Here is an 18,324-nt window from a genome sequence, read left to right on the forward strand (position 1 = left end):
TGATAAACAGCCTGAAAAACGTTATACTAAAAATAGTAGGGAAGACAAATTAAGAGCTAACCGCCACCTACTAATCAAAAATACAACTTATTGTATTGTTCCGGCGCGGAGGGGCATCCCGTGTCGTTAATAAAGCTTACCGAGTATCCGAACCGTTGGGTGGAGTTGGTAAGAAGCCCACACTGAACTCAAAGAGTCAGTGTGGGAGTATGTCACCCCCGAAACCTTCACCAGACTGTAGCCAAACCACTACATCTTTACCACTACCATCTCTTCAGGATGAAGTATAAAGGATGAAGTATTCATCCTTTATACTTTTATGCCTTTGGAGTTGCTTTGTTATCCTTTCTGGCATGCTTCTTCTTGAGCCAGCCACCAAATCCCAGAGCCGTAACTGAGCCAAAAACAGTTAGGGGTTCGGGAGCACCTGGAACATTGGGAGGAGTTTCAAAATAGGGAGGAGTTTCAAAATAGGGAGGAGTTTCAAAATCGGGAGGACTTTGAAAACGGTTATAGCTGACTGCACTCACAGCTGCACTGTTAACCACGGTAACATTTAACCTGTTGACTCGATCGTTACCAAAGCCACTGAATGAGCTAATCAGATTATTACCTCTGCCGAAAAAGTTAAACTCCTGATTCCCGCTCTCGGAAAAGGTTGTAACCCTTACCGGGTCAGATTCTTCGATGTCGAGAAGTGTGAGTTCATCAAGAAAAACCGACTGACCAAAGTCAAAGGTAAACGTGCCACCAAAGGCAGAGTCGTCTGGATCGCTGGAGTCGTTATCCTCACTGATGATTAGGGTGTTGCCCAATCTGGGCTTGAACAAATCATCGTCCTCTCCTGTACAATGACTGGCAGCACCACCGCAAGCGCTGTTATAGATCATCAGGTCACGGGGCTGTCCGCCAGTAGTCCCCTGATCAAACACGCCGAGTCTTACGCCTTGAACTTCCTGGTTGGTAACTTTCTGACCCGGCGAGAGACCAGGCTCGTCAAAGTCGAGAATAGCAGCTTGGGCAGAACCTGCTTGAATTGCAGTAAAACTTAGAGCCACAAATGCCGCTCCTGTAGCCATGGAGAGCTTGTTAAAAGCACTCGAAGTAGACATGGGATTTCTTACTCCTTCAGGGTATTTACAGTAAAGATAGGATTGATGACCCTGAAAAACGTTTTGGTGTAAAATCAACCTAGAGTTTGGGTATGACATCCAAAGTCGTACCACTTTTCCTAAACTAAAAGTAGACAGTCTGACCCTGGCATAGCTCTAACGGTAATTTTTTCCTTATTTACTCATTGAGCTTTGCCTATTTAGCAATAGTTTTGGCAGAGATAGCGTCTGAAAAATTCCTGATCAAAATACTCTCTAGGTAATTATTTCAGAGGTAAATATTTCAGAACTACGTTGCCCCTGGTTATCAAAAATCTGGTTACACAAACCCCTAGTTACACAACCCCTAGTATTTACCTCTTATAGGTGGCAGCAATAATTGGTAGAAGCGGTTAATTCATTGCTTGGCCATGGGGTTATTGAGGCTTGCTTTTGTTTAGTCTATCAAGTTGATTCAGAAGTGTCAACTAGTTTATAGAGCAGATTAATGAAAAACTATTCAGATAGTTAGTGATGCTTAAATAGATTTAATTAAAGTAAAAATGCTTGGCGCTATCCTTGAAAGCTGGGATTGTTGCACTGCTTGGATTTGCGTAAAAATGTGACGATTAAATAGCCATAATAGGTTATTAAAGTTAGTCATCAAAACTCTAATTTTTTATTATTAAATAATTAACAAAATCTAGATAAATAGTTAATTATTTATTTTATAAATAATTAATAAATAGCAAATTATTTTCGAAAATAATACTCAAAAAATGGCTGGAGGCATTGAAAGGATTTTTACAGCTGTAATTATCACAAAACAAATCCAAAAATCCTATATAATTAATGAATTTGGCTAAAATTAAATCCGAAGGAATAAAATCTAAAACCCAAAATATCTAATTGGTACAGTCAAAGCAAAATCATTGATATCAATGTTGATCACAAGGTGAGCTAATCAATTAATCTAGATACTGGCGATTGAGGTGCAACTTGAAACCGAATGGAAGGATGGCAATGGGATGCTATCTTGTTTGATATCATGTCGGGATAATTACCCTGTCTTGATGCAGTCGCTCATGGGGGAAACCCCCAAGACCGCGCTGCATCGCTTAATAAAAATTTCCCCCATCTCCCCATCTCCCCATCTCCCCATCTCCCCATCTCCCCACACTTCCCACCCTCCCCCCGCCCGCTTACAAGGGTAGGTTTTTTACAAAGGGGCGAGTATGTACTTTTATTAGGTATAAATTCCTAAAAATATGTATCAAAATACACAATTATTTCCGGGATAATTCTCCCCATTTCCCGCTCTTCCCCTCCTGGGAGGGGTTAGGGGTGGGTTCCGATTCCCGACTCCCGTTCCCCTCCTGGGAGGGGTTAGGGGTGGGTTCCGACTCCCGATTCCCGACTCCCGACCCAAATGTAAAAAACCTACCCCTGTGAGCCCCCCGCCCGGGCCCCTTAATTATGGGTATTCAACCAGACTTGATATTAGTGGCTTCCTTACCACTAGAGTCTTGGGCAATTGTCACCTCTGGAAATTATGCGATCGCAACCAATCGATTGCGTCATGTTGGCTTACCAATACCCCAAATTTTGATTACCACTGATGATGTCAGTGACTATAAACCCCATCCAGAAGGCTATCTCAAAGCAGCTTAATCTCTGGGTGTCGCACCAGAACAATAGACCTCTTGCAAAAATAAATATGAAATCAAAATCTATCCCTTTTGCCTTTTGCCTGCCCCCCTTACTAAGGGGGGTTAGGGGGGATTCCTTTTGCCTTGTCAACACCCACGGTTTATGAGACTTATGCAAGAGGTCTAATGTGTAGTAATTGAGGATGCACTGGTTGGCATCCAAGCTGCACGAGCTGCCCACATGAAAGCGATCGCGTAGGGTGCGCTATGGGCAATCGCAGTAGCAACAACCCACCCAGCCAGGGCATTAGAGGAAGCAGACCTTTGTATCTGTGCTTTAACCGACATCTCAGTTAGGCAAGTCAGTCAGTCAAGCAGTAGTCCCACTAGCCTGGAAATTCTAGTAGCTGTTAACACCTAACTTTCAACCTTCTTAGAATTTAGAATTTAGAATTTAGAATTTAGAATTTAGAATTTAGAATTTAGAATTTAGAATTTAGAATTTAGAATTTAGAATTTAGAATTTAGAATTTAGAATTTAGAATTTAGAATTTAGAATTCTGCCTTCTGCCTTCTTCATTCTTCATTCTTCATTCTTCATTCTTCATTCTCCATTCTCCATTCTTCATTCTCCATTCTTCATTCTTCATTCTTCATTCTTCATTCTCCATTCTCCATTCTTCATTCTTCATTCTCCATTCTTCATTCTTCATTCTTCATTCTTCATTCTGCATTCTTACCAACAACCCTCAACCTTCAACAGATCATGCCGCTTGCCGGGACAACAACAGTTGAACAAAAGTATCACTAACTGTATGGTCTTTAGTATTCGCTGCGTATTGAATTAAGGTTTCCCGCAACTGCCAAGCAGCATTCCATGGCAGTAGGGTTGCCAAGAGGAAGTACACGCCGCGAAACCTAGGGTCACTGATATGCTTGTTTGGCAAATCATTTCCCTCACCTAGAAAGGTCTGCACGATGAAAAAGTCCTGGATTTTGTCGTGGCGGAAATACCATTCTTTTCGATCATTGCCTGCATGATCAACAAACAGACGGGGAAATACCATTTTGTAGCGTTCCATGCAAATCAGTTCTTCAAACCATTTGTCAGCTGGTATAGCTACCTGATCTTGCAAGCGCATCTGGTAAACTGCCTCAGCAAATGCCTCTAGGGGAAATTTTCTGAGATAGAGTTGTTCATATTCCTCTGCCATATTTTGGTACTGCTGTTGCTGCAAATTCAGCAAGTCTGGTTTCTGCCCATGGGCTATCATCTGACCCACTATGGTCAGGTCCATAGGGTTGGACAGCATCCGACGCACAGCTATCTGTTCTTCTTCTGATTGGTACTGATGTAAAACGGTGTCAATATACTTTTCGCAGGCTTGTTTGTACTTTATACCCGAGATGGGAGCATCTGGGGGCAGAATTTTATAGCGCGATAGTAAAAATTCCTCAATCTGCTTAGGTTTCAATGGTTGCAGTACATAGGTCGTAGCGCAAGAGGGGGTCTGGCACTCCATGGATTGGGTCCCGATGATAATATTGCCCTTGAAGTAACTTTCCACAAAACTGGTAATCTTGGCTCGTGTGTCTGGAGTGACTTCATTGAGTCCATCAATACAGATATCAATGGCATCACTGTAAATCAGGTCTCGCAAAAAACCAGAGTCTTGGGCGAATCCATGAAGTTTTGCTTGAATCGCTTCGATCACGCCATTAGCGCATTTTTCAGCAGGTAAATAGACAATGATTCGCTTAGATGATTTCACTAAATACCGTAGAAACATGGATTTCCCTAATCCTGATTCCCCTTCCAGGACAATGGGTAATTCCAGATCCGGTATTGCTTCTTGAATGGGTTGCGTTATATTTTTTCCCTTCTGCTGGACTTCCAAGTTAGGAAAGTAAGCTTGCTCATCAAAGTTTTCTAAATCCGCATCTGACAGCAAGGATTCCTGGAAGGGGGCAAATAACTTCGAGCGTAGAAAGGGAATCCAAGTTAGGGCTATGCCTACGTACCCCAGTCCAAAAAACTTCCGCACCGAGGGATTCCAAAAGAAGATAGCTTGGACTTGGGGGGATTTGGGATAAACCAGTATTAGTCCAAACCAAAACAGCATATGAGTTAGCCAGATAATCACCCCTTGGCTAAAAATTTTCTGATAACTACGAGAATCCTGTTCTTGCTGGAGATTATCAAGACCACCACGCACGGTTTCGATCCATCTATCCTGGAAAATTTTCTCCGTGTCTTGCTCTAGCCTTTGAATAACTGTTTCAAATTCCAGTATGGATTGTTCCAATTGCACTTTGGTGAGCTGCTTCCTCTGTTTTCCAACCTTAGAAGAAATTTCGACAACGGCAGAGAGGGCGGAATAGCGAACATCTATAGATTCATCTTTGAAAAAGACATCTATTAGGAGAGGGACAGCCTGAATCCCTTCCGTTCCCATCTTTCCTAGAGCAGAGGCGGCATAATAGCGAACATAAACTGAGTTATCCTCAAGCAACTCAATTAATAGAGGCAGAGCATCCTTAGCTGGCTCTCCAATTTCCCCTAGTACCTCGGTAGCGTAAATCCGGATCAGAATAGATTTATCGTTTCTGAGTTGCTCAATGAGCTGGGAAGCAACATCTTTAGTTTTCTCGGCAATCTGCTCTAGAGCATTGACGCTAGTCCTGCGAACCGAGAATGTTTCATCCTTTAGCGCTTCAATCAGGTAAGGTACAGCTGACTTGGCTGATTCTTTTTTATTCCCTAGGGCATAAGCAGCGTTAGTACGAACCTCAGCAGATTGATCCTTCCTCAAGACTTCAATGAGCTCAGGTACAACCTCATTGGTTTTCTTTCCCAAGTTCCCTAAGGCATAAGCACCATTGGCCCGAACTTCAGCAGATTTATCCTTAAGTGCATCAATCAGATCAGGGATAGCTTCATAAGATGCTTCTCCCATCAATCCCAGAGCAGAAGCGGCTTTGGCACGAACTGCCGCTGACTCATCGTTCCTTAGGGCTTTAATCAACCAAGGGACAGCTTGATCCGCTTCCTCTCCTATACTCCACAGAGCAACAGCAGCTCCCTCCCGAACTGCAGCAGATTTATCCGTCTTCAGGGCTTCAATCAGTAAATAGACAGATTTTGGACCACATTGGACTATAGCTTGTTTAGCGGTTGTATTGTTTATATCGTTGAATCTGGCGATATTAGTCTTAATCTCTGCTTGAGTACACCCTTGAGCTAAGGCAGGACTACAGGGCAGCAGTAGCAATGAGCAGCCCAATAAAAACACCTTGAGCACTGAGGAAGTGGGTTGTTTGATGCACCTAATCATAGAAGTTCTCCAAGGTTTCGTGAGTATAGATACAAGCAATCTCTTCAAAAATCCAGTTTTATGTCTCTCAAGGGCTATAAAAGTACCCTTGGGGGTACTCTTGAGGATTCCGCACTCCCTGATATAGCGCTACGCGCAAGTCAGAAGTCAGAAGTCAGAAGAGAGAAAACAACTATGACTAAGTTTCGGAGTTTAGGAGCGATGCAGCGCGGTCTTGGGGAGCCAGTGCGGTCTTGGGGGTTCCCCCCATGAGCAACTGGCGTGGTTTCCCCCACTCGCTATTGCATCAAGACAATGTCCTGACCTTCATGGGTAGTGCTATATCCAGTCCGGAGCGCCTAAGTATTAAGTTTTAGGTAAGCTATCAGCTATCAGCCTATGGGCTACAGATGCTGCTACTTGAGGTGCTATCCGCTAAAGGCTGACGGCTGACAACTGACGGCTGATAGCTTACTGTTTTAAATATTAAGTTTTAGGAATATTAAGTTTTAGAAATATTAAGTTTTAAGCATTAATACTCAAGAATTAATACTTAAGTATTAATTCTTGAGTATTAGGGACAAGAGGCGTAGTTGAGGGCTTCCGTGCTTTCCGAGGAGCTAGCAAACTTGGTCAGAACCTCCTTAGCCTATAACCTTAATCACTGGATAGGATCTAATTTGGTTTTTTTTCTTAACATTTGACTTTTTTGGAAAAAAGTGTCAAAATAGATACAGAAATAAAAATTGGAATTGAATAAACATTGAGGTCTCTGTCGGCTCAGTGGCTCTCAACTCAGATGTCCTGAAGTAGATCAGCCGTAGAGAATCCAAGAAAGTAATACCTAGGGCAGGCTTGCCTAACCCTTAGACAGAATTCCTCACCTGGCCAAGCAACTTATTAAGCAATTCTTGGCCAAGCAACTTATTAAGCAATTCCATTAAGTAATCTGATTAAGCAATCCAATCGGAGGTATTCGAGCAATGAAACTTTCTTACCGAGGTGTTAGTTATCAAAGTGAACCATCTACCCTAGAAGTATCTGAAGGGGAAATTGGTGGAACTTACCGGGGTCATAGCTGGAAAGTTCACCGGATTAAGCATAATCCTTGGCGTAAATCATCGGCTAACATGACCTATCGTGGTGTTAGCTATAAAAGAGGGTAGCTATTAGTATCACTAGTTTTGTTTGAGTCAAAAAGTGCTGGGTGCTGGGTGCGTCAAGACCTCAGGGCTGAGTAAACATTGATCACATATTACTCAAGACTAAACATTTCAGTACTAAACATTTCGGTACTCAGCATTTCAGTACTCAAGATTTCAGTACTAAACATTATTTAAAGCAATCAAGACTATTGAAAAAAGTAGTCTGAGATTATTATTAGTCAATCGGAGGGGTAATAGATATGAAACTTAGGTATCGTGGTGTAAGTTACGACGCTGAACCCTCTTTACTAGAAGTGAGAGAGGGGGAAATTGGTGGTGTTTATCGGGCTCAGAATTGGAAATTTCACTATCCCAGACACATGCCTGAACCGCCACCGGTAAATCATCTGAAATGGCGTGGTGTTTATTACTGCACTGGTAATGCAACTGTAACTAATTGTGATGTAACTAATTCTCAACCAGTGGCTAAATCGATTTCTACTGTAGCTGCAAAGACATCGATTGCTCGCCACCGGCTACAAAAAGTCTTGAATGAGAGCAGAAAAGCGCATCTGGCTACGATGCGCCAAACTTTGGAACATCGTCTAGAGGTAGCTAAAGCTAAAGGTGATCAGAATCTGGTCAGGCTTCTAGAAGAGGAGTCAAAGCAGATGCAGCCAATCTAGTTAGTTAAACCAGATACTCTCACAGGTCTTGGCGAGTTGGCTATCCACAAATCTCTAACATCAGACAGGGCGATCCACTGCGATCGCTTTTTTGATGCTTTGATTTTTGATGCTTTGATGACTTGCGACACTCTGGTAGGGCAATATTTGTAACAATTGTCTTACATGAAGCCCGCGCACAGGTAAATCTATCATGCTGAACTCTTATCGTGAACACGTAGCTGAACGGGGAGCTCAAGGAATTCCTCCCCTACCCCTAAATGCTGAGCAAACATCCCAACTTTGTGAACTGCTGCAAAATCCACCAGCTGGGGAAGAAGAAGCATTAATGGCTATGTTACGCGATCGCATTCCCCCTGGAGTTGATGAAGCAGCTTATGTTAAAGCTGGGTTTTTAACTGCGATCGCAAAAGCAGAACTCACTAGTCCTCTGATTTCCCCCCAGGGTGCTGTAGACCTCTTGGGTACTATGGTCGGAGGCTACAATGTCCAATCCCTGGTTGAGTTACTCCAGTCTGATCAGACCACCTTAGCAGCCGAAGCGGCTACTGCCCTAAGTAAGACATTACTTGTCTTTGATGCCTTCAATGATGTTATAGAAATTTCCGATGTCAATGCCTACGCCAAGCAAGTGATCGATGCTTGGGCCAATGCTGCCTGGTTCATCCAGCGTCCCAAACTCCCCGAAGCAGTTACTGTGACTGTATTTAAGGTACCCGGAGAAACCAATACCGATGACTTATCCCCGGCCACTCACGCCACCACTCGCCCAGATATTCCGTTACATGCCTTGGCCATGTTGGAATCTCGGATACCGTCGGCTTTAGATACTATTGCTAAATTAAAACAAAACGGGTATCCTGTGGCTTATGTTGGGGATGTTGTTGGTACTGGTTCATCCCGGAAATCGGCAATTAATTCCTTACTTTGGCATATTGGTGAAGATATCCCCTATGTTCCCAATAAGCGGGCTGGGGGATATATCTTAGGTGGCAAAATTGCCCCGATCTTCTTTAACACTGCTGAAGATTCTGGTGCATTGCCCATTGAGTGCGATGTTTCAAAAATGCAAACAGGGGATGTGATTACCATCCATCCCTACAAGGGTGAAATCACTAACCAAGCTGGGGAAGTCATTTCCACCTTTACCCTCAAACCCGATACCATCCTCGATGAAGTCCGTGCCGGTGGACGGATTCCGTTACTGATTGGGCGATCGCTTACGGATAAAACCCGGGAAGCCTTGGGATTAGAACCAAGTCCCCTGTTTACCCGTCCAAGCATACCAGAAGATACAGGCAAAGGCTTCACCTTAGCCCAGAAGATGGTCGGTAAAGCCTGTGGCTTACCGGGTGTTCGTCCTGGTAGCTCTTGCGAACCGATCATGACCACAGTTGGTTCCCAGGATACCACAGGACCAATGACTCGGGATGAATTGAAAGAACTGGCTTGTCTTGGTTTCAGTGCGGACCTAGTCATGCAAAGCTTCTGCCATACTGCTGCTTATCCCAAGCCCGTTGATGTCAAAGTCCATAAACAATTGCCCGACTTCTTTGCCTCTCGTTCTGGTGTAGCCTTGCGTCCTGGGGATGGCATTATCCACTCTTGGTTGAACCGGATGTTATTACCTGATACCGTAGGCACTGGTGGAGACTCTCACACCCGTTTCCCCCTAGGCATTTCCTTCCCTGCCGGTTCCGGATTAGTCGCCTTTGGTGCCGCTTTGGGAGTCATGCCCTTAGATATGCCGGAATCTGTGTTAGTGCGTTTCAAAGGTGAATTGCAGCCAGGGGTAACATTGCGGGATATTGTCAATGCTATTCCCTATGTGGCTATTCAAAAAGGATTGTTGACGGTAGAGAAGAGGAATAAGAAAAATGTCTTCTCGGGACGGATTATGGAAATAGAAGGATTGCCCGATTTGAAAGTTGAGCAAGCCTTTGAACTTACTGACGCTACTGCGGAACGGTCTTGTGCTGGCTGTACCATTAAGCTGGGAGTAGAAACAGTATCTGAGTATTTGCGTTCCAATATCGCCCTACTCAAAAATATGGTTGCACGAGGCTATCAAGATGCCCGTACGATCATGCGTCGGGTGGCCAAGATGGAACAATGGTTGGCAAATCCGGTACTGATGGAAGCAGATCCAGATGCAGAGTATGCTGAAATTATCGAGATTGACTTGAATGAAATCACCGAGCCGATTGTAGCGGCTCCCAATGACCCAGATAATGTGAAATTGTTGTCTGAAGTCGCAAGCGATCGCATTGATGAAGTATTCATTGGGTCTTGCATGACTAATATTGGACACTACCGTGCTGCAGCCAAAGTCCTAGAAGGGGAACCCCCTGTTAGCACTCGGTTGTGGATTTGTCCCCCTACCCGGATGGATGAGAAGCAACTCAAAGAAGAAGGGGTTTACGGTATCTTTGGCATAGCTGGTGCCCGGACTGAAATGCCTGGATGTTCCCTGTGCATGGGGAATCAAGCTCGGGTTGCTGATAAAGCGACTGTATTCTCCACCTCTACTCGTAATTTTAATAATCGTATGGGTAAAGGTGCCCGAGTCTACTTGGGTTCTGCTGAATTAGCAGCAGCTTGTGCCTTGTTAGGTCGGATTCCCAGCGCTGAAGAGTATCTCTCAATTGTAGCCGAGAAAATTAATCCTTTTGCTAGTGATTTGTATCAGTATTTGAACTTTGATCAAATCGCTGGATTTGAAGACGAAGGACGGGTGATTCCTCTCGAAGAAATGCCCAAAATTGAAGATATTTTGGGTATCCCAGCCGGAACCCTTAAATAGTTGATTTTGAGTTTAGTTTAGCTTAGTTTTCGGGTGACCTGTTGGGTTCACCCGATTATTTCTATGACGTAAGCTATCAGCTATCAGCTATCAGCTATTGCGCATTGCGCACGCTAAGCGAACGCCCTACCTTAGGGGAACGAGGTTTATTTTCAGCTGACTGCTGACTGCTGACTGCTGACTGCTGACTGCTGACTGCTGACTGCTGACATTGAGCGCAATGAGGTAGCCTAGTAGATGGCACGTTTTTACGCAGAAGAAGTTAGGCGAGGGAAAACCCCTCATAATAACAATGCTTGACTTGACTAAAATCCAATCCATTGCTGAATCCTATTCTCCCCAAGAACTATTTGCTGCTTTAGTTTGGCAGCGCCGATTCAATCAGTTTGATGGCCCAGAAGTTATTACTGACCTTTCCAAGCACAGAGATTTATGGGCAAGCTTTCTGTTTACCAAACCAGTCTTTGCACCAGATGAACATGGCTTAAGTTTTGGTGGTTTGCTAGATACCCTGCTGGCAATGGCAAACTATCGTCCAATGCCAGATAGCAGCATTATTCATTTTGTGGCCTATCCAGCAGATACCTTATACATACTTGCAGAAAATCAAGATACCAAAGTTTCCCAACTAATCGATTTGGGTAAAAAATGGCGAGCTGACTCGGTAGAGGTAACTGATGGCACAAACGAAGAGTATAGTTACCGACTCAAACGCCGATTAAGATACCGATACGAAGGGGCATTATGGGGAGACGATATTAAACGTGATCGCGATGCAGTTGTTGTTTGCTATTGGTGGGATTGAACTGTATTTAAGCAATCAGCTATCAGTATTCAGCTATCAGTATTCAGCTATCAGTATTCAGCTATTGGCCGTAGGCCACGCTACTTGAGATGCAAACAGCTTTTGAATAATACAAGCTGACCGCTGAGGGCTGACCACTGACTGCTGATCGAATATGCCAGGAGGCGGACTTGAACCGCCGACACGAGGATTTTCAGTCCTCTGCTCTACCAGCTGAGCTATCCCGGCTTGTCTTTTTTCGGCTTGTCTTTTTTGACGCCTTATTAAGTCTAACAAACCTAGTCTGGATTGGCAAGTAGATCAGAAAATTTTTTTTTGTGCGATCCAGCCCTTGTGGCACAGGCTTCTAGCCTGTTCCCTGCTCCCTGCTCCCTGCTCCCTGCTCCCTATTCCCTATTCCCTATTCCCTGTTCCCTATTCCCTGTTCCCTATTCCCTATTCCCTGTTCCCTACTTTGCCAGAAGTCTAGTATATAACCAAATCACTCAACCACCCTCAGCCAATGTTTTCCCTAACTCAAACCAGTACCCGCCAGCGAGAAATCCTAGAAGTTGTCTTCCGAAACGGTTGGGATTACATGCGAGGACTCCTAACGGGCAACAAAAATAATGACGAACCTCAACTCCCCCCTCCCGCTGTCCTTCGTAACATCTTAATCAATTTAGGTCCGGTGTACGTTAAGTTAGGACAACTGCTGTCTACCCGTCCCGACCTATTACCAGGAGCCTATGTGGAAGTCCTGACTGACTTGCAAGCCAATGTACCACCAGTAGCCTGGAGTGAAATCGAAAGCCTGCTACAGCAAGAACTAGCCAAGCCAATCTCAGAAACCTTTACTACCATCAATCCCCAAGCCATTGCTGCTGGTTCCATTGGTCAAGTCCATCGCGCTACCCTCAAAAATGGTCAAGACGTGGCTCTGAAAGTGCAACGTCCTGGGATTGACCAGATAGTTGCCCAAGATATTGCTATCATTAGGGGCTTAGCGGAGTTAGTCTCTCTGACGGAATTTGGTAAGACTTACGATATCGTTGCCATAGCTGATGAATTTGTTACTGCCCTAGAAGCAGAACTGGATTTTACCCAAGAAGCTAACTATACCGATAAACTCCGCAGTAATCTATCTAATAGCCGCTGGTTCGATTCCCAGCAATTAGTCATACCAAAGATTTACTGGGATTTGACCAGCCAAAAGCTACTCACCATTGAGTGGCTGGAAGGGGCACCTCTGCTATCGGCGCAATTATCACAAACTCAAGAGGGCAAAGATACCCAGACCCAGCGACGGGAAATTACCACCCTGTTATTTCGGGCTTTTTTCCAGCAGGTTTACATCGATGGCTTCTTCCATGCTGACCCCCATCCAGGAAACATATTTTATCTGAGGGATGGTCGTGTCGCTTTATTAGACTGTGGCATGATTGGACGCTTAGACCCCCGCAGCCAACAGATTTTGACGGAGATGCTCTTAGCAATTGTAGATTTAGATGGCAAGCGATGTGCTCAGTTAACCCTACAACTATCTGAAGCCGGTGAGTCGGTCAATTTATCTGGCCTGGAAAATGACTATGACCGCATGCTGCGCAAGTATTACAACCGAAGCCTCTCCAAAATCAATTTTAGTGAAGTGTTTTATGAGATACTGCAAGTCTCGCGAAATAATAAAATCCGCTTACCGGGTAATATGGGTTTATATGCCAAAACCCTAGCTAACTTGGAAGGGGTTACCCGTGGATTTTATCCCGAAATTAACCTGATCGACCAAATCACCCCCCTGATTACGGAAGTGTTTCGGCGTCAACTCCTGGGAGATAATCCTCTACAAACCCTTCTCAGAACGATTTTGGATATCAAAAGCCTGTCATTGCGATCGCCTTCTCAAATCGAATTATTTTTAAACCGCGTCAGTTCCGAAACCCTCAAGTGGAATATTACTGTCCAAGAGCTAGACAAACTACGTTTCAGTATCGATGATTCTGCTAATCGACTCTCCTTCAGTATTGTAGTCGGTTCCCTGATTATCGGTGCAGCAATTGTGGCTTCAGGAAGCCAAACTCCCGAGATTTCTGTGGTTACTAATATCCTGTTTGCTGCTGCTAGTTTTTTAGGATTGTGGCTAATTGTCAGTATTTTGCGTTCGGGACGGTTACGATGATTTGATAAGGGAGTAGGGAGTAGGGAGTAGGGAGTAGGGAACAGGGAATAGGGAACAGGGAACAGGGAATAGGGAACAGTTGATGCTCCCGTAGGTTGGGTTACGCTATCGCTAACCCAACTAAAGTCTCACGCTTTGTTGGGTTTCGTTGCCTCAACCGCTCCCTAAGCCATGATCTTTTGTCAGTCAACCACTATTACCCCTCCAGCCCAAACAGAAAAGTGAAGCTAGCGGATTAGTCTGTCATATTCATCGTGGTCACCTATCCAAACCCAAATGAAGTCAGAGCCATCCTCTATTGCTAATGCTCTGTGACTCAATCCAACACGTATTGACCAATATTTTTTACCCACCTTTTTAAAGTTTAGAGATGGATGATATCGGTCTGCTTTGAGCAACTCATAATTTTTTCGGGCTAGACCTTGAACAGCTTCGGGTAGTGCGTAAAAACGCTTCCAAAATTGCGGTGTTGTTCGATGCACTTACAAATCCTGTAATTTTCCTTCGGATTTAGCTGTCATTGCTTCCTCAAGTAAGAAGTCTAACTTACCATCGGCGATATCAGCTTCAAGCTGTTTATCCCAGAGTAACCAGTCTCTTTCAGCAAACCACTCTCTCAAGCGCACGAAATCTTCCTTAGAGAGAGCCTCAATTTCAGCTTGAATCTGTTCTATTTTTGTCATCAGTAATAACTGACTGCAATACTGGTGAGTACACCTCTATAGTTTAGCATAAAAATCAAGTTTATCTAGGCTATAACTCTATTCCTTGAAAGGTAGAAGTATAGTTTTATATCATGTTCGGATAATTAGTTATAAAAAACCATTACCCTTTAAACCTTACTCCCTTTCTTCTGCCTTCTGCCTTCTGCCCTCTGCCTTCCTAAGTCAGCTTATCCCGCAATTTTTGAAGATTCTCGCGGCAAGCGATAGTCCTGGGATGATTTGACCCTAACTTTCCTTCAAAAATCTCCAAAGCTTGGACAAAAAGAGGTTCGGCCTCGGAGTACCTTCCCTGATTATTGTAGAGTTTAGCCAGACTGTGGAGGGAGTTTGCGAAATCTGGGTGTTGTTGACCGTATAGTTTTTTCCTCATCTCCAAGGCTTGGACAAAAAGAGGTTCTCCCTCCGAGTACCGTTCCTGATTCCTGTAGAGTGATGCCAGATTGTGAACGGACATAGCGACATGTGGGTGTTGTTGACCGTATAGTTTTTTCCTGATCTCCAAGGCTTGCAGAAAAAGAGGTTCGGCCTCACAGTACCGTTCCTGATCAGAGTAGAGTTCTGCCAGACCGTTGAGAGATTGTGCGACACGTGGGTGTTCAGTACCTACAAGTTTTGTGAACATCTCCAAGGCTTGGACAAAAATAGGTTCTCCCTCCGAGTACCGTCCCTGATTCCTGTAGAGTTCTGCTAGATTGTTGAGGGAGATAGCGACATCTGGGTGTTCTTGACCTAGGAGTTTTTTCCTCATCTCCAAGGCTTGGACAAGAAGAGGTTCAGCCTCAAAGTACCGTCCCTGATCCCTGTAGAGTGATGCCAGATTGTTGAGGGAGGTGGCGACAGATCGGTGTTCTTGACCGTATAGTTTTTTCTTCATCTCCAAGGCTTGGACAAAAAGAGGTTCGGCCTCACAGTACCGTGCCTGATCATAGTAGAGTAATGCCAGATTGTTGAGGGAGATAGCGACAGATAGGTGTTCTTGAACGTATAGTGTTGTCTTCATCTCCAAGGCTTGGACAAAAAGAGGTTCGGCCTCCGAGTACCGCCCCTGATAATGGTAGACTAATGCCAGATTGTTGAGGGAGGTGGCGACATCTGGGTGTTCTTGACCGTATAGTTTTTTCATCATCTCCAAGGCTTGGACATATAGAGTTTCTGCCTCGCAGTACCGTCCCTTATTCCTGTAGAGTAATGCTAGATTGTGGAGGGAAGTGGCGACAGCTGGGTGTTCACTGCCTAAACGATTACGGGTAAGCTCTAAGCCTTGCTCTAACCAGGGTAATGCCTGCTCATAAGTCCCTTGACCTTCGTAAAACCAACCCAGACCCTTGAAAGGTTTGCATAAATCTTCATCCTTGAGCCAGTCTGAGAGTACTGTAGCAACTTCTGTCAGGTGAGGGATGGCGGGAGTAGCTGCATCTATATCCTTTTGTGTCGGTACCTGAGGAATTTTATCTGCTACGGCCACCATTGCCTGAGCAAATCCCTGCTTGAGTTGATCAGCTCGATCGCACAGTTCCATTTTGTTTCGTAGGAACTCTCGAATCAACTCGTGCAGCTGGTAGATTCCCTTATCCGTGCGCCCAAGTAAATTCAGTTCCAACAGACTGTAATCTCTAATATCTTCTAAATCTTCTGAGTCTTGGTCAGGCAAAGAATTTTCCACCAATTTCCAGGGAATGGGAGCCAAAGCAAACAAACTCAACAAACAACCCAACTGCTGGGCATCTTCATCTAGTTCAAGCCAACTCAACTCAAAAGCAGCTGCTACTCCCCTTTGTGCTGTCATAGTAGCAGCTGGTTCTTTTAGCGATCGCTGTTCCAGATGCTTTTTTTTCAACCGCTGCTGCATATCTGCCAGGGATAAATCTTTTTTATTTTTTAAATATCGCCCCACCAATTCCAAACCTAGGGGCAGATATCCCAACCATTTGCAGAGTTTTTTGGCTTCTTCCAACTGCCGGTTTAGTCTTTCTTCCCCGATTAGGGATTCCAATAACTCCAAAGCCGCCTTTTCCGAAAGCACTTCCAGTGGCAACATTTCAAAAGACTCTGCTAACGACTGCTTCCTGGTAGTAATAATTATTTTAAAACGGGGCTGATTTGGAGGCAGATAGGGTTTAATTTTATCAAATTCAGTAACATCATCCAAAATCACCAGCACCAAATTATCCGATGGCTGCCAATTGTCCCAGCACCATTGAGCCTTTTGTTCGAGAGTCAGAGGTTTTCCTGCTTTTTCCTGGGGTACTTCCAAGTTCATTTTGAGTTGGGCAAACTCTACAATTTGAGTCCCTAAATCCACATCCCGCGCCTGCAGCCAGCAAACCCCACCCAGATAATTTTCCCGGTAATAGTTGAGGGCATATTGCAGGGCTAATTCAGTTTTACCGATACCACCCATGCCAGAAATAGCAGAAATCACCACCCGTTCTCGTTGCTGTAGGCGCTGGTGTAGAGTTTCCAGTTCACTTGAGCGTCCAACGAATTTGGAAACATGGGTGTGGGGCAGATTTTGGGGAATGTCTTTTAAACCTAGTCCATCATCAACTTTTTTTTTTCCTCTTCTTCTTTACTATCAGGATTACTATCAGGATTAACTGCTGCTTTCGGTTGAATCGGTGCCAGAGGAGTTGTTACAGCAAGTTTCGCCCCCCTAGCCCCCCAACTTTGGGGGGAAATTGAGTTAAAGTCCCCCAGAATTGGGGGATTTAGGGGGCTTGTCCCTAAAGGTAGTGAGGTCAATTTATCTGAAAACGGCTGTAAATTCTGATTGACAAACCGCTTTACCTGACGGTATATTCGATTCTTTTTATCATCTACTTTGCAGATAGAGATATGGTCAACATCCATCGGGATAGGAATAACCCCCTTAATACCAGGGTCAGCACTGGTTTGATTCACCACTAAAATCCCATTGGTAGGTCTGGTTTCGCAGTAAACCAGCATCGGGATTTCGCTAAACTGGTGGTCATTGCGATACAAAAGATTCAGTTCCCGTAAGCGAGAATGGTGTGCCTCCAACTCCTCAACACTGACAGTGGTTCGTAGAATCGTGCCAATATAATTAATCCAATTTGCCACATCAGAACCAGAATGAGGGGTAGACAGGAAAACAATTCCCTTGGTCCGAGATGCGATCGCTTGCCATTTGCCAAAATCCCTAGCACTGCGCAGCATCTGTTTAACCAGCAGTCCCCCCATACTGTGAGTAACGAAAATTATTGGGCGATCGCCTATCTCATAGCTATCCAGTAGATCTAAACTATTAGTCGCCCGGTCTACCAGAGGCATAGAATTACCCTTCCATCTAAATGGTTCTACCTGATAAGCCAGAGACCAAATTCCCACATCTGATAAATCTTGCCCCAGCCAAGCAGGCCAAAAATTATTATCATCTCGCCGTTCTTGCGGGTGCCAAGTACCCCGGGCATCACCCCCAAGTCCATGGACAAAAATGACATCTCCACAGCGATCGGGGTTCTGAGCACCAAAAATTTCAATTAAATCGTTAGGATCACTCACAGACTAGCTCTCCAGGAATAAAGGTCATTAGACTTCGTGGCAGTTGTCGGGAACAGGGAACAGGGAACAGGGAACAGTGGACAATAATTGAGGCTAACAATATAGCACTACCCATTAAAGTTAGGACATTGATAAGCGCGTTTGTATCTGGGTTGTAAAAACACGCATTGCTGTAAAAGGCAAAAGGCAAGAGGCAAGAGGCAAGAGGGGAAAGAGATCTAGAGTTTTATTGTCCAATAAAAAAAGACCATACAGGTTTACATCTCAAATACAAACGCGCTTACTAGCTGAAAAGCTGTTGTAGTCAACTTTTGCCTCTAGCATGCATGCCTCTTGCCTTGGGCGTAACCCTATAACCCTGAGCCTCAGCTACTGTGCTGGCATCGGAGGAATTGACACCCATGGGGTTAATCGCCATACCCTTACCAC

General features: G+C 44.5%; 17 protein-coding genes and 1 tRNA gene. 7 read left to right on the forward strand and 11 right to left on the reverse strand.

Going from position 1 to position 18,324, the window contains the following annotated elements; genetic code table 11:
* Window positions 1–317: 317 nt before the first annotated feature.
* The gene (locus tag F6J90_RS37400; RefSeq protein WP_293106131.1) at window positions 318–1,112 is read right to left on the reverse strand and encodes a PEP-CTERM sorting domain-containing protein; all 795 of its coding nucleotides are present in this window, start codon (window positions 1,110–1,112) and stop codon (window positions 318–320) included.
* 1,455 nt (window positions 1,113–2,567) lie between these two features.
* Between F6J90_RS37400 and F6J90_RS37405 the strand changes: the two genes are divergently transcribed.
* Window positions 2,568–2,762 carry an HAD hydrolase-like protein gene (locus tag F6J90_RS37405; protein ID WP_293106133.1) on the forward strand — a complete coding sequence of 65 codons (195 nt, stop codon included), beginning with the start codon at window positions 2,568–2,570 and terminating at the stop codon, window positions 2,760–2,762.
* Window positions 2,763–2,923: 161 nt separating this feature from the next.
* On the opposite strand, the gene F6J90_RS37410 is transcribed toward F6J90_RS37405, so the two are convergent.
* The 3 genes from F6J90_RS37410 to F6J90_RS37420 form a co-directional block, all read right to left on the reverse strand.
* On the reverse strand, window positions 2,924–3,088 hold the full coding sequence (locus F6J90_RS37410) for a hypothetical protein (RefSeq protein WP_293106136.1): 165 nt from the start codon (window positions 3,086–3,088) through the stop codon (window positions 2,924–2,926).
* Between the two features lie 416 nt (window positions 3,089–3,504).
* Entirely contained in the window at window positions 3,505–6,075 is a 2,571-nt protein-coding gene (locus tag F6J90_RS37415) for a HEAT repeat domain-containing protein (protein WP_293106139.1), read from the reverse strand.
* Between the two features lie 140 nt (window positions 6,076–6,215).
* Complete coding sequence (locus F6J90_RS37420; RefSeq protein WP_293106141.1) at window positions 6,216–6,350, reverse strand: hypothetical protein; 135 nt, start codon at window positions 6,348–6,350, stop codon at window positions 6,216–6,218.
* Window positions 6,351–7,037: 687 nt separating this feature from the next.
* Here F6J90_RS37420 and F6J90_RS37425 point away from each other — a divergent pair.
* Both F6J90_RS37425 and F6J90_RS37430 read left to right on the forward strand, forming a co-directional pair.
* On the forward strand, window positions 7,038–7,220 hold the full coding sequence (locus tag F6J90_RS37425; protein ID WP_070392931.1) for a DUF4278 domain-containing protein: 183 nt from the start codon (window positions 7,038–7,040) through the stop codon (window positions 7,218–7,220).
* A gap of 239 nt (window positions 7,221–7,459) precedes the next feature.
* Window positions 7,460–7,885, forward strand: a complete 426-nt coding sequence (locus F6J90_RS37430) for a DUF4278 domain-containing protein (RefSeq protein ID WP_293106144.1) — start codon at window positions 7,460–7,462, stop codon at window positions 7,883–7,885.
* A gap of 60 nt (window positions 7,886–7,945) precedes the next feature.
* On the opposite strand, the gene F6J90_RS37435 is transcribed toward F6J90_RS37430, so the two are convergent.
* On the reverse strand, window positions 7,946–8,080 hold the full coding sequence (locus F6J90_RS37435; protein ID WP_293106147.1) for a hypothetical protein: 135 nt from the start codon (window positions 8,078–8,080) through the stop codon (window positions 7,946–7,948).
* On the opposite strand from F6J90_RS37435, the gene acnB reads away from it, so the two are divergent.
* The gene (gene acnB / locus F6J90_RS37440) at window positions 8,079–10,688 is read left to right on the forward strand and encodes a bifunctional aconitate hydratase 2/2-methylisocitrate dehydratase (protein WP_293106150.1); all 2,610 of its coding nucleotides are present in this window, start codon (window positions 8,079–8,081) and stop codon (window positions 10,686–10,688) included. The two genes, F6J90_RS37435 and acnB, sit on opposite strands and share 2 nt — an antisense overlap.
* Before the next feature lie 292 nt (window positions 10,689–10,980).
* A complete protein-coding gene (locus tag F6J90_RS37445) occupies window positions 10,981–11,493 on the forward strand; it encodes a hypothetical protein (RefSeq protein ID WP_293106153.1) in 513 nt (170 codons plus the stop codon).
* A 155-nt stretch (window positions 11,494–11,648) separates the two neighbouring features.
* Here the strand turns inward: F6J90_RS37445 and F6J90_RS37450 are convergent.
* Window positions 11,649–11,721 (reverse strand) — tRNA-Phe (locus tag F6J90_RS37450).
* Between the two features lie 103 nt (window positions 11,722–11,824).
* Between F6J90_RS37450 and F6J90_RS37455 the strand changes: the two genes are divergently transcribed.
* The gene (locus F6J90_RS37455; protein ID WP_293106156.1) at window positions 11,825–11,962 is read left to right on the forward strand and encodes a hypothetical protein; all 138 of its coding nucleotides are present in this window, start codon (window positions 11,825–11,827) and stop codon (window positions 11,960–11,962) included.
* Between the two features lie 33 nt (window positions 11,963–11,995).
* Complete coding sequence (locus F6J90_RS37460; RefSeq protein ID WP_293106159.1) at window positions 11,996–13,648, forward strand: AarF/ABC1/UbiB kinase family protein; 1,653 nt, start codon at window positions 11,996–11,998, stop codon at window positions 13,646–13,648.
* A 227-nt stretch (window positions 13,649–13,875) separates the two neighbouring features.
* Here the strand turns inward: F6J90_RS37460 and F6J90_RS37465 are convergent, their stop codons facing one another.
* From F6J90_RS37465 to F6J90_RS37485, 5 genes are all read right to left on the reverse strand, one after another.
* Complete coding sequence (locus F6J90_RS37465) at window positions 13,876–14,130, reverse strand: hypothetical protein (protein ID WP_070392921.1); 255 nt, start codon at window positions 14,128–14,130, stop codon at window positions 13,876–13,878.
* Window positions 14,131–14,331, reverse strand: coding sequence for a hypothetical protein (locus F6J90_RS37470; protein ID WP_293106163.1), 201 nt, complete (start codon window positions 14,329–14,331; stop codon window positions 14,131–14,133).
* Between the two features lie 199 nt (window positions 14,332–14,530).
* Window positions 14,531–16,894: a tetratricopeptide repeat protein gene (locus F6J90_RS37475; protein WP_366513999.1), complete on the reverse strand. Its 2,364-nt coding sequence runs from the start codon at window positions 16,892–16,894 to the stop codon at window positions 14,531–14,533.
* A gap of 11 nt (window positions 16,895–16,905) precedes the next feature.
* Entirely contained in the window at window positions 16,906–17,895 is a 990-nt protein-coding gene (locus tag F6J90_RS37480) for an alpha/beta fold hydrolase (protein ID WP_293106165.1), read from the reverse strand.
* The gene (locus tag F6J90_RS37485; protein WP_293106167.1) at window positions 17,888–18,010 is read right to left on the reverse strand and encodes a hypothetical protein; all 123 of its coding nucleotides are present in this window, start codon (window positions 18,008–18,010) and stop codon (window positions 17,888–17,890) included. The genes F6J90_RS37480 and F6J90_RS37485 overlap by 8 nt, the downstream gene beginning before the upstream one ends.
* Window positions 18,011–18,324: the final 314 nt, after the last annotated feature.

The sequence above is a fragment of the Moorena sp. SIOASIH genome, from assembly GCF_010671925.1.
Lineage (GTDB): Bacteria > Cyanobacteriota > Cyanobacteriia > Cyanobacteriales > Coleofasciculaceae > Moorena.